Here is a 12,646-nt window from a genome sequence, read left to right as displayed (position 1 = left end):
CTTTTTCTTCGTATCGACACTGACTATCGGCTCGCACAAGGATTCGTACCCGCGTCGCAATTCAGTGATGCGGTCAAACTGTTGCTGACGAAATACGCTACTGCACAGTGGAATGTCCTTAGCGAGCTTCCGGCGGCCAAGCCCGCGTGTTTCCGAAAGGGCTCGGCCGATCACTCCCGGAGACGCGTAAAATCCGTTGTCGAGGATTCGCTCCGCAATCGTTCTCAGTCTCATGATTCAGGGTCACCATCTTCTTCGACCGAGCCGATGTCTAGTCGGAGTAAGCCGTCTTTGATCCACTTAATCGTATCGTGTGAAATCGCTCCCGACTTTTTTGAGCACTTCCACTCAGCTACAGCGTCATAGACACATTCGAGCAAGTATCGCAAAACCGAATCAGCGCCGTCTATGCGCTGCCAATGGACGTGGTTGCAGTTAATTGACACAATCACGTCACCGGCCGTGTCGCTTGCGAAATACGGATCTTGAGGACTGAGGTCATGAGCAAGGTACACTCTCACCTCGTTTGGACCGAGCTTGACAGTCAGGTCCGGATCGCCAGGCGAGACTGCATCAACGACGTGCTGGTTTGAGTCTTTGATGACGTCTTCAGATGGAATTTCCGTTAGCTCGATAGCATCGACGAAGTCGGGCGACTCAAGCCGATTCTTGAGCTCGTTCATCGCAACCTGGACGTCGGCGGACTTGGGACCGCCTGCTTCGCCCTGGCTCTTGTAGGTTTTATTCGCCTGCTCGATGTAGTCGCCGAAGGTGGTAGCAAGAAACTCCTGAACCTTCGACTCTTCATCACCGTGCCACAGAATGGCGTCTTTTGTGTGGCTGACCCCAAACTCATCCAGATTGATCTCGCCAATCAACCGCTGGTTAAGCAGGTTGTTGCGGTTGATGCCAAAGATGTTCTCGGGCCGCCACGCCTCCGGCTGGCCTTGAATGACACGACCACGCCGGATTTGGGCAAAGCCTGCCTTTCGCCGTGCTCCTCCCTGGAGCACACCGATCCACCCGTGAACGCGTTTTCCCTCGATCGCTTCGTCGAAGTCCTTTTTGTATGGGGTCCCTTCGCGATCCACGATAAAGTTCAGTTCATCGTCCCAGGCAAGCGGCTCGCCGCCCTGAAAGGTAATGACCAGGGTTCCATTGCGTATGTCGACGCGGTACATGGACTGGAGGTAGGTTTTCATCGACTTGATTGTTTGGTGATGAAGCGGCCGGTGCATTTTGCTTATCTCGACCGTTGTGTAGTGCAGATCCTTCGCTTTCGGCCGCTCGACCGGGTTAAGATTCAGGTTGCCTGCGGCAACCCGCTCGACATTAACTTCTACCTCAATCTCATAGTCCTCGCCAAGACGTTTGCTTGTAATCTTCCACGCGTCTCCAAACCAGCAAGCAGCGGTCTTTAAACCAAGACCAAATTCACTACGCCCATCAGTCTTTGCTGGCGGCTTGCCAAGTTTAAGGGCATTTGCGAGCTCACTTCGGGACATGCCCATGGCCGTGTCATGGATGCGGAGAAGCTTATGCTTTTTATCGTAGGAGACCGCGATCTCGCAGGTGGCGACGCCGTCAGCAGCAGCTTTGTTTAGCTCGTCTCGATGATCAAAGAAGGATTGGGTCGAGTTGTCGAGAAACTCGGCGAGCGCATACCACGCGCGATAGCCGAGCCTCTTGTATGAGCGAATAATGTCGGGGCCGACCTCAAGTTCAATTTTTTGAGTCATGATTTGTTTCCTACAATTCTTGGGTTGTACTTCTCGATGGCATACTCACCGGTTGTCAGCCGAACCAAGACATAGTTTCCTGCGGAAGAGTTGAACGGGAATCTGCCCCCGAGGCAGAACAACATGAGGGTGTTGGCCATGAAATGGCACCGCCAGCGCGTTGGAGTGTCGTCAATGAGCACCTCGATTTCTTGCTGCTGCTGGAAGGGCAGCGCGGACCGGTTGTCGACGATGATCGCTCGCGATATGTCACGGCGTATCTGGATCGTGCTAAGCACAGAGGTGCCGTCGCCGGGCAAGCTGCCAAACTGACGGAAAATGAAGGTCCCCTGTCGCGACTGATAGGGAACAACGGAAATCAGCGATGCATCATATTGGCGGAGCGGTCCTCGCCAGTGGTCACACGGTTCGTTCACGACCACCAACACATTGGCCTGCACCGAGCGCATCAGTGAAGACACTTGCTCAGCTTCCGCCTGCTCCGAGTAGAACGATCCGACCTTGGCTATGTGGTGGTCCGTAAATGTTGCATGAGAAAGCGCGGCGACCTGGGGCTCAACATGTCCAGCCAAAGAGTGCCGCGACATCTCGACCTCGATCACCCACCAAGAACGAAACCCTTGGTCGAAAATGAGAAAGTCGGGCTTGGCAGTCCCGAACTCAGGACTGTTGACCGTTTGCTTAAACGGGATCGCGCGGTAGCCAGGAAAGATTTCTCCAGCGTTTGCCAGGACCTGCGACTCAAACTCATCCTCCAGCAAGACGTCCCTGGAGACTGGGTAAAACCACTCACTATTTGCGAGAATCTTTTCTCTGTTCATCTTGTGTGCTGACCCCAATCCAACGCACGCGCGCAATGTCGGCCAAGTTGGCCGCCTCCCCGACCAGACGCGTTTCCTCTGCGTCCGTTGAATACAGAGTGTACACCGTTGCGCGGTCCTTGTGTTTTGCGGGACGAAGTACCCGACCCAGCCGCTGTATTCGCTGGCGTTGTGTTGCGGTGGCCGCCGCAATGACCGCGATCTCCACCTCCGGCACATTCATTCCCTCATCCAGGGCCTTGCATGAGAACAGAACGTCAAAAACGCCCGTGCGAAAAAGCCGCAGGTTCTCCCTGCGATACTCACCGTCGATTCCGGTGTGGTATATGGTCGCGCTGTGGCCACGCTCCTGGGCGATCGCGAGCATCTTATTTATTGCAGTGACGGACTCGTGAAAAACGATGCACTTCTTTGAGCGGTGCTGCTCAATCAACCGGATGGTCGTGGCGGTCCGCATCGCAGCGTTGTTTGCGATCGACGCCCGACGACGTAAAAGAGAGTTTAGTCGAGCGTCAGCCTGACGCTCGGCTGGGCTGCAACCGGAGAGCTGCTTAGAGCGGTGTCCAATCAGCTGCGAAACGCGCCTGTACTCCGTCTGCTCGGGGCGTGTTAACGGGACGTTGACATTGACCAGATCGAACTCGGAAATTACTCCATCTTTTCTTGCCTCTGCCAAGCCGTACTCGTAGAGAACCTTACCAAGACGCGGGACGATTCGATCCTCAAGGTTGTCGTCATAAGGGCGCTCCGGGGTCGCAGAAAGCCCAACCGTGGCAACAAACTCTCCGCCAAGCGCCTTCGCATTCTGGTCGCTCCCGGCGCGGTGACACTCGTCGACCACCAACATGTTGTCTCGCGCGGAATCGGCAAGGTCCGTCATAATCGTCCTTGCGGTGTTGATGACGATTACCACAAAGCGGGTTCTAGTCTTCTGCTTGCGGCGATACACGGTTATTTCGCTTTTTGGGATACCGCCCTCTTCAGTCAAACTGACGGCCCACTGGTCAGCAAGCGACACAGTAGGGACGACGATAAAGACGCGAAGGTCAGGCCAATTCTCCAGAGCAAACTGGATACACGCCTGGGAAAAGACGGTTTTTCCGCCCCCGGTGACGACTTTGAAAATCCCGCGACAGCCGGCATCTGCCCAAAGGGCTAATGCCTCTTTTTGCCATTTCCTCAAGTCGTATTTCACGTCGTGCCAGCACCCCTCTTTGTGTACTTTCGCTGTTTCACGGAGTCGTTGAATCGGTAGCGAGAGGCGATCGCATATTTAAGGTCTTTCTCGCAGGCAATCCACTTCCGATTCAAGCTTTCAGCGACAAAACCGGTCGTGTTGCTGCCCGCAAACGGATCAAACACATAGTCACCCGGGTCGGAGAGAAGACGGACAAAGAACTCCACGAGTCGCGGCGGCATTTTGGCGGGATGGAGCGCTAGATTGTTTTCGCGGCAGTGGCGAGAAAACGCATCATTGGATGCCGTGTTAGCGATCGGCAATAAGCCGTGCAACGCCGGAAGGTTTGCGAGAAAGTCTGGGAGAAGTTCGTCTAGCGCCGGAAGCAATACATTGGGGGCGATAGCGCCGCCGTTGTTTGTGCAAAAGCTAGTCTCGCCGATGTTGTGCTGCGAGGGGCGGTTGCCTGCATTATAAGTTCCTCGTTCAAGGAGCTTTTTCATGCTGTCGCTATAGCCTGTGAGTACCTTCCGGTTGTCGGCCTTTGGCTTCGTGGTTTTTGCCATCCACCAGACACGCGTGTAAGAATCTTTCACGCGGCATCGCTCTACCGTGACCCACTGGGCTGGGCTTGGAAGCCGTGCCGGGTTGTAGCAGATGAACTCTTGGCACAAGTGGAAATTGCCTCTTTTCTTAAACTCCAAGAGCGCTTCAATCGGGAGGGTCGACATCGTTGGGCTTCCACGCTCCCAGCCGTTGCCAATCTCTATGACAATGGATCCATCGTCGGCGACCAGGTCCGACAAAAGGGGGGCGTAAGATGCAAGCCAGTCTATATATTCCTGGCCGTTGAGATTGCCATACTTTTTTTTCGTGTTCAGGGGAAAGGGAGGCGACGTAAACGCGAGCTGCACCCTGCCCTTGAACCAATTAAGTCGATTGCTCTCCAGTAGTTCCTTTGAGTCGGCAACAAATAACTTGCCCCAGCTGGTTTCATATCTTGGTTTTTTTCTGTCGAGCTTACTGATTGCCATCCTTGCCTGTCGCCTCGGGTCGGTCTGTACTTTCGGTAGAAAAATCGAGGACGGACGTGTGTCGATGCGGATCTCGCAAAAAACCTGCAATAGCGACACGAACCACTTGGGCGAGCTTCAGCCCATTTTGGCGAGCAATCACCTCCAGCTGTTGCCTGTGACCATCCTCAAGCGTAACGGTAATGCGGTTCGCGCTGCGGCTAGCTCTCATCCGGTGGATGGTAAGCGGTCGGCGGAGTGGATGCAAGTGGATGCAAAGGGCGGCAACGTCCGTTGTGTGGACACATAGTTGAGCCGCAACCGCCTCGGCTTCGGGAACGAGCCCAGCTGTTGGCCGAGATCCGCCTCAGCCACGAAGGCAACTTTAGAGGCGAAGTTGAGCAGCTTTGCTTTGGTAAGGAACCGCATGCAGCGTAGATGTACATGTGGGCGACCGTCGCGCGCGTTGCAACTGCCTCCCTGAGCCGACACAATTGCGTTGAACAACTTTTCTTCGGTTTGTGGTCGGGGGCTGATCCAATGAACTCATTCAGTGGCGACTTGTTCTTGCATGCGGAGGTACCGTGACCAAGATACTGATCGGGGCACTGGCGTGTCATGCCTACCCTGAGCGACGCCGACGGTGCTTGGAAGCTTGGGTCGCCGATGCTCTCAGGGCGAATATGGATGTCGTCTTTTTGCTCGGCGGGGCTGACGACGGGCCGCGACGGGAGGGACTAAACCTCCTGCTGCCATGTCCTGACGATTACGAATCACTTACGCAGAAGTCTCGAGGGCTCTTCGAATGGGCGCTAGCCCAAACCGACTGTGATTTTGTCTTCAAGTGCGACGACGACACTTATCTGCGTCCAGACCGATTGCTCCGGCTCGCTCAGTTGAGCGCCGATTATGTGGGAGCCGAGTGGACCGAAGGGTCCGGCTACGGCAGTGGTGGCGCTGGGTACTTGCTGTCACGAAAAGCAGCAAAAGTTGCCGCGGTCGGGCTGGCCGACCATCCGCAAGGCGTTGAGGACTTGCTGGTCGGCGAGATCTTGAAATCAGCTGGGATTGAAATGACTCGGACCGACGACTTGATCGCCTACGCGAACGATTCCGCGCGGCCCAAGCCTACCAACAGCATTATATCGGCGCACGCGGCGGACGATCCTTGGAAGTCACACGCAGTCGAGTTTGCAGAAAAGCTGCCGTTTGTTACCTGCGAGCCGATGGGCCGATTGGGCAACCTCTTGTTCCAAGCCGCAGCGGTTCTCGGGTACCGTCCCCGCCTCCAGTGACACGGTCTTGGTTTCGCAAAGCGTCTACAACGATGCGGGAGAACTGGAAGACGAAGTTGATCCTGCCGGCAAGGTTCTTCGCACGCTCTACGACGCGGCCGGACGGACTATCAAAACCATTGACAACTTTGTGACCACGACTCCTTCGTCCAGTTCCAGCAGCGGCGGCTGTGCGGATTCAGTCGATCAGAATCAAACGACCCAGTTCACTTTCACCGCCGATGGGGAGCTGGCGACCCTGACCGCTATCAATGCGACTACCGGTAACCAGACGACCGAGTACGTCTACGGAACGACTCTTGCAGACTCTGCGATCGCTTCCAGTCGGCTGCTGCGACGCGAGTTGTACCCGGATTCAACCGGTCCCTCCGATAGCGTCACCTTTACCTACAACCGCCAGAGTCAGCGCACCAGCCTGACCGACCAGAACGGAACGATCCGGCAATTCGACTACGATACCCTGGGGCGGCAGACGCAGGACCGCGTGACCACGCTCGGCGCGGGTGTCGATGGCTCGATCCGCCGCATCGAGCAATCGTACGATGTTCGCGGGAAAGTCTCTGCCGTGACGTGCTACAATAATGCTACGGTCGGCAGCGGCAGCGTGGTCAATCAGGTCACGCGCCAGTTCAATGGGTTCGGTCAAGTGACACAGACGTTTCAAGCCCACAGCGGAGCGGTCAACACATCGACGACGCCCTCGGTCGGCGCATCCTTTACCGATGGCAGTAACAACACGCTACGTCCGACCGGTGTCAGCTATCCCGATGGCCGCACGATTGCTTATGGATACGGCAGCAGCGGTTCGATCGATGATTTGTCGAACCGAGTTGCCACGCTTACCGACGACGATATTACCGTCCTGGCCGATTACGAGTATTTAGGGCTTGGAGGCTTCGTGGCGCAGGATAGCCCAGAAGCCGATCTTCGCTATACGCTTGTCTCGCCTTCGCTCTCGACCGATCCGGACACCGGCGACATCTACGCCGGTCTTGACCGCTTCGGACGGGTCAACGATGTCAGGTGGCGGGACGTTTCTTCCGGGACGGACCTAGCACGCCTTCAGTACGGCTATAACCGCGCAAGCAACCGCACGTGGCGAGAAAACCCCTCGGATCCTAACCGTGAACATGATTGGCTGTACCGCTATGACGGGCTGCATCGCCTGCAATCGGCGGATCGGGGCCAGCTCAACACGGCTCATTCGGCGATTCAGACGCTCGACTTGGCGCAGTGCTGGACGCTTGATCCGACCGGCAACTGGTCGCACTATCGCCAAGACGACAACGGGGACGGGACTTGGAATTTGATCCAGGACCGGACGGCGAATACCGTCAACGAGATCATCGACATCGACAACCTGTCCGGCACGCCGTGGGCCACTCCCGCCTACGACAAGAACGGGAACAGCACCAGTATTCCTCGGCCCGATTTAGGCAGCGGCGCATTGATGACCGCCACCTACGATGCCTGGAACCGGATGACCAAGCTGGTCGACAACTCGACCTCGAACACGTTGCTTGAGAACGAATTCGACGGTCGCAACTTCCGAGTTGTCGCCAAGCAGTACAGCGGTGGCACGCTGTCGGACACCCGGCACTTTTACTTCACCGACAGCTGGCAGTGCGTCGAGGAACGACTGGGCAGTGGCACGACGCCTGAGCGGCAGCACGTGTGGGGGCTGCGTTACATCGACGACTTGGTCGTTCGGGATCGGGATACCAATGCCGACGGAACACTCGACGAGCGGCTGTACCACTGCTCTGACGCCAACTGGAACACCGTGACCGTCGTCGATAGCGGCGGTAGCGTCGCGGAGCGCTACGAGTACGATCCCTACGGCCTGCTGTCGTTCTTCACGGCGGACTACACCGCCAGAACCACCAGTTCGTACGACACACACTACACCTACACCAACCGGGAATGGACTCCCGAAGCCGCGAGCTACTACTTCCGAAATCGTTGGTACGATGCGCAGTTGGGGCGGTTTTGCTCCAGAGATCCGATTGGGTACGCGGATGGAATGGGCCTGTATAAAAGCTACTTTACGCCCACGCTTCTGGATCCATTTGGAACCACTACAACAGTAGATGGAACTCGCAACGGTTTTGACCCTGACTGGCTCGGCTCTTCTGGTTGCTATGATTATTGCATTGCTGCAGGACATAGCCCTGCGCGGTGCAACAACTACTGCAACGGAGAGATGCCACCGTTAGATTGGCCAATCGATCCGCCACAGCCTGATTGGCCAATTTCATGGGGCGAAGAAATTCCTTATGAGGAAACCTTCCCGCTACCAGAATGGCAAAATCCGCAGGATGGGAGCGAAGACTGCAAGTGTACGTGGGATCGAAGCGGGCGCATTTATCCCGGCTACAACATCGGCCGACCCGCTGGCGTTGATGGACAACGTTCGCAACCAGGATACACGACTGTACCCTGCGAAGTTGGAAAGAAGGCAATTATGCGTTATCTCGGAACTTGCGAAAAGACAAATGCGGGCAACACATGTGAATGCGAAGGCACCTGCTCCGTCTATCGGCTTTGGGAATGCAAGCGTCGCAGGCGAGACACTCCACGAACCCCTGGTGGAACGATGTGGGTCCAGGCAGCACACGATCACTATTCGAGTTGTCAGTAGTTGAGGTCATCTTGAAAACCAAGTTGCTAACCGCCTTTGCATTGTTCCTGCTGTTGCAAATCACGGATATCGGCAGGGCAGATCAACCGCATGGGCAACCACTGACGTCGACGTCAACAAAAATCTTTAATGATGACGGCTCGAGAATCTTGGGGGTGTTGATCGTTGATCGCTCAGAATCTAACGGAAAGATTAGGTCATTGTTTTACTCAGGCCCGCCCGAATTGGTTGTTAGTCAGGTAGCCCCATGGACTCGCTGGCACAGCGAATCAGAGTTGGCTGAAGTGCATTTGAGCCTGACGTCGGTGAATGCTGAATTGTTCTCCTACCTCAGTAAGATTAAAACTCTTGACACACTCCGTATTGAGGATTGCATTTTCGAGCGTAGCGCGGAATCTGCAATGGCGAAGCTTGCAATGCTTCGAGTTCTCGAGATCGATTTCGCAACGGACTGTGCGATATCGGATTGGTCTTTTCTTAGAAATTTGACAGAGCTGGAAAAGCTTTCCGTGGTCGGCGAAGTCGTTAACCGCGATTTCGCGAGAGGATTCGAATCGCTGTCAAGCTTAAAGAGCCTCGAGTTTTGGATCGATGACCAATGCAAAGCGGCTGTTCTTCCGAAATTGACCTCGCTTCAAAGCATTGAAAAAATCCAGATTACACGTGTTGGCTCAAGGCCGGGTGGCGTCATCCTTGAGTCAAGCAATCAAACGGGTCAGCAATCAAACGGGTCAGGCCTCTTTGACGAGCATTCTGCAGCTTGCACCGGAGCGAAGGGACGATGATTGGCGGGGCGACTAGAGGAAGACGTCGCCATCTTCGGCTCGATCCGCCGCGTGGAGCAATCGTACGAAATTCGCGGAAACGTCTCTGCCGTGACGTGTTACAATAACGCTACGGTCGGCAGCGGCAGCGTGATCAATCAGGTCACGCGCCAGTTCAATGGGTTCGGTCAAGTGACACAGACGTTTCAAGCCCACAGCGGAGCGGTCAACACATCGACGACGCCCTCGGTCGGTGCGTCATTCACCAATGGCAGCAACAACACGCTTCGTCCGACCGGTATCAGCTATCCCGATGGCCGTACGGTTGCTTATGGATACGGCAGCAGCGGTTCGATCGACGATTTCTCGAACCGCGTCGCCACGCTGACCGACGACGATTCCACGGTCCTGGCCGAATACGAGTATCTGGGGCTTGGGGGCTTCGTGACGCAGGATAGCCCAGAAGCCGATCTTCGTTACACGCTCGTGTCGCCATCGCTCTCGACCGATCCGGACACCGGCGACATCTACGCCGGTCTTGACCGCTTCGGACGGGTCAAGGATGTCAGATGGCGTGACGTTTCCGCCGGGACGGACCTAGCACGCATTCAGTACGGCTATGACCGAGCTGGGAATCGCACGTGGCGAGAAAACCCCTCGGATCCCAATCGCGAACATGACTGGCTGTACCGTTATGACGGGCTGCATCGCCTGCAGTCGGCGGATCGGGGCCAGCTCAACACGGCTCATTCGGCGATCCAGACGCTCGACTTGGCGCAGTGCTGGACGCTTGATCCGACCGGCAACTGGTCGCACTATCGCCAAGACGACAACGGCGATGGGACCTGGGATTTGATTCAGGATCGGACAGCGAACACCGTCAACGAGATCACCGACATCGACAACCTTTCCGGGACGCCGTGGACCACTCCCGCCTACGACAAGAACGGCAATAGCACCAGTATTCCCCGGCCCGATTTGGGCAGCGGTGCATCGATGACCGCTACCTATGATGCCTGGAACCGGATGACCAAGCTGGTCGACAACTCGACCTCGAACACGTTGCTTGAGAACGAATTCGACGGTCGCAACTTCCGAGTTGTCGCCAAACAGTATAGCGGTGGCACGCTTTCGGACACCCGGCACTTTTACTTCACTGACGACTGGCAGTGCGTTGAGGAACGGCTGGGCAGCACTACGACGCCTGAACGGCAGCACGTGTGGGGGCTGCGTTACATCGACGATCTGATCGTTCGGGATCGGGATACCAGTGCCGACGGAATGCTCGACGAGCGGCTGTACCACTGCGCTGACGCCAACTGGAACACCGTAGCCGTCGTCGATAGCGACGGCAGCGTCGCGGAGCGGTACGAATACGATCCCTACGGTCAGTTGTCGTTCTTCGCGGCAGACTACACCGTCAGGACCACCAGTTCGTACGACACCCGCTACACCTACACCAATCGAGAATGGACCCCCTGCGCCGCACTCTACTACTTCCGTAATCGTTGGTGCAGCCCACAGTTGGGACGGTTTTGTTCTACGGATCCGATTGGGTATAGCGACGGCATAAATTTGTATCAGTATGTCCTTTCGGCTCCTGTCGATGCGGTGGACCCAAGAGGTGAGGCGAGATGGGTGCGATCGCGTATCGTGTGTGAGCTTTCTGAGGAGTCGAGTGGTCTTTGGGTGAATGACTATCCTGCTGATTGTTATATTTACTGCGAGTACGATTGCTTTAGGGAACGGCAAGAAGCTATTGGAGACAATTTTAGACCGATTTGGGCCTTTCCACCCACATCCACACCCTTAAATCTAATCGGGCTTCCAGGGTGGCCATCTGAAGAGCTAGACGTGAGCATTGAAGAGTGCGGGTCATGCGCTGTCAATCCACCTACCCCAGCCGAACGATGTCTTGCGATTAAGGTTTCGCCGCCGGGGCAATGGGTTCTCATCGAGCGGGATCTTCACGTCGTCTAGGCCGACCGTTTTGGCGTATGTTTTTTTATTTCATGAGGAGATGAAGGATGAATTACCAAACGCGTTTGGCAAATTTGGTGCTAGTTCTAATGATTATTGGTCAGTCTGTGGCTTTCGCTCCCAAGATTTCTGCACAGCAGGCTAATGATGAAAAAAAACTGCTCGTGAAGCACAATTCAGTGCTTCTTTTACAAAAAGTAGGTAGTGCCGAATTAGTGCTTGTTTCCATCGTCGCTGACCCTTTGCTGTGGAATGCCCGAGCATTCGTGCACGAATGGACGTTTGACAGCTCCGGACAAATGACGGAATACTTGCAGTTGCAGGATAGATACGGCCCTTCTATTCCTGAACGAATACAAATGAGTCGATCAAAGCATTATCCTGTCAAGTCATTCCAGGAGTTTTCTGTTGGTGACATGCGTCTCAAGTGGATGGGTGGAAATCGTCGAGCAAGCTGGGTTGTTCCAGCGGGAAGTGGACGGATGCGTGTTGCCGATGGCGGCAGGATAGATGGTCGGTTCCAATTACCTGAGGGGGCATTTCTCACCTGGGAGAAGTTTGCAGAAAAACATAACCCCGTTACGTACCACGATAGCTGGACAGATATAGATGCTCCAGCGGGAGAGTAAAGGCATGGGGAATTATATCGGTATGCCATTCGTTTAAATGGGTGCGATCCGCCTGATGCGCTGCGAAAGGCGAGAATCACGTGGCGTGCGTTTCTATAAGGTCGTTGACAGTCGGTTTTGATTGTAGCCAGTTCCTGTAGACCATGTCCCAGATTTTACTCAGCAGTAGGCACCGCAGCGTCATTGTTCGTTGGCCGCCCTCTTTGTGCCAACGCATCCCCGACAACTTCATCCGTTCGCTGACAATCTGCTTGCAAGCCGATTCCACCACACCACTGCCGATCGGGTAGTTTTGTGATTTCATCGCTGCATAGTCCATGAAGCGACGGTAGCGACGAAGATAACGTTCCGCCTTTTCAGCTTCGTCGCACGCTGATGCCTTGTAGCCATGAAGCTCACGCATCTTGGCAATGCTGCGAAGCATCCTTCCATGACCACCGGGCTGCAGTAGTAACCACCTCACATGCTCCAACCACTTCTTTCGTTTCCCCTTGTCGGCACCAAGTTTCAACGCGTCGGCGATGGTCGTAAGGCGTTCAGCAGCGTGGTAAAAATCCACGACACGAGTGATTCTGATTCGCTGCCCA

The 12,646-nt window shown here is 55.4% G+C and carries 9 protein-coding genes and 2 pseudogenes; 5 read left to right on the top strand and 6 right to left on the bottom strand.

Going from position 1 to position 12,646, the window contains the following annotated elements:
- The 5 genes and pseudogenes from GE027_RS21725 to GE027_RS21705 all read right to left on the bottom strand — a co-directional run.
- Window positions 1-234: pseudogene (locus GE027_RS21725) on the bottom strand (hypothetical protein); the annotation flags it as partial.
- A complete protein-coding gene (locus GE027_RS21720; RefSeq protein WP_153559334.1) occupies window positions 231-1,739 on the bottom strand; it encodes an ATP-binding protein in 1,509 nt (502 codons plus the stop codon). The gene GE027_RS21720 and the pseudogene GE027_RS21725, both read right to left, overlap by 4 nt.
- Window positions 1,736-2,500 carry a hypothetical protein gene (locus GE027_RS21715; RefSeq protein ID WP_153559333.1) on the bottom strand — a complete coding sequence of 255 codons (765 nt, stop codon included), beginning with the start codon at window positions 2,498-2,500 and terminating at the stop codon, window positions 1,736-1,738. Before GE027_RS21715 ends, GE027_RS21720 begins: the two co-directional genes overlap by 4 nt.
- Before the next feature lie 31 nt (window positions 2,501-2,531).
- Window positions 2,532-3,755 (bottom strand): DEAD/DEAH box helicase, encoded by a 1,224-nt coding sequence (locus GE027_RS21710; RefSeq protein ID WP_153559332.1) that lies wholly within the window; start codon window positions 3,753-3,755, stop codon window positions 2,532-2,534.
- Window positions 3,752-4,771 (bottom strand): DNA-methyltransferase, encoded by a 1,020-nt coding sequence (locus GE027_RS21705; protein ID WP_153559331.1) that lies wholly within the window; start codon window positions 4,769-4,771, stop codon window positions 3,752-3,754. The genes GE027_RS21710 and GE027_RS21705 overlap by 4 nt, the downstream gene beginning before the upstream one ends.
- A 563-nt stretch (window positions 4,772-5,334) precedes the next feature.
- Here GE027_RS21705 and GE027_RS21700 point away from each other — a divergent pair.
- From GE027_RS21700 to GE027_RS21680, 5 genes are read left to right on the top strand one after another with little or no spacing between them, the layout of a single operon-like run.
- Window positions 5,335-6,045 (top strand): hypothetical protein, encoded by a 711-nt coding sequence (locus GE027_RS21700; protein ID WP_153559330.1) that lies wholly within the window; start codon window positions 5,335-5,337, stop codon window positions 6,043-6,045.
- A 7-nt stretch (window positions 6,046-6,052) separates the two neighbouring features.
- Window positions 6,053-8,686, top strand: a complete 2,634-nt coding sequence (locus GE027_RS21695) for an RHS repeat protein (protein ID WP_153559329.1) — start codon at window positions 6,053-6,055, stop codon at window positions 8,684-8,686.
- An 11-nt stretch (window positions 8,687-8,697) separates the two neighbouring features.
- Window positions 8,698-9,471, top strand: a complete 774-nt coding sequence (locus GE027_RS21690; RefSeq protein ID WP_153559328.1) for a hypothetical protein — start codon at window positions 8,698-8,700, stop codon at window positions 9,469-9,471.
- Window positions 9,472-11,430, top strand: a complete 1,959-nt coding sequence (locus GE027_RS21685; RefSeq protein WP_153559327.1) for an RHS repeat-associated core domain-containing protein — start codon at window positions 9,472-9,474, stop codon at window positions 11,428-11,430.
- Window positions 11,431-11,477: 47 nt separating this feature from the next.
- Window positions 11,478-12,059: a hypothetical protein gene (locus tag GE027_RS21680; RefSeq protein ID WP_153559326.1), complete on the top strand. Its 582-nt coding sequence runs from the start codon at window positions 11,478-11,480 to the stop codon at window positions 12,057-12,059.
- A gap of 76 nt (window positions 12,060-12,135) precedes the next feature.
- Here GE027_RS21680 and GE027_RS21675 read toward each other — a convergent pair.
- Window positions 12,136-12,646: pseudogene (locus GE027_RS21675) on the bottom strand (hypothetical protein); the annotation flags it as partial.

The sequence above is a fragment of the Roseimaritima sediminicola genome, assembly GCF_009618275.1.
Lineage (GTDB): Bacteria > Planctomycetota > Planctomycetia > Pirellulales > Pirellulaceae > Roseimaritima > Roseimaritima sediminicola.
This window is presented reverse-complemented; position numbering and strand designations above follow the sequence as displayed.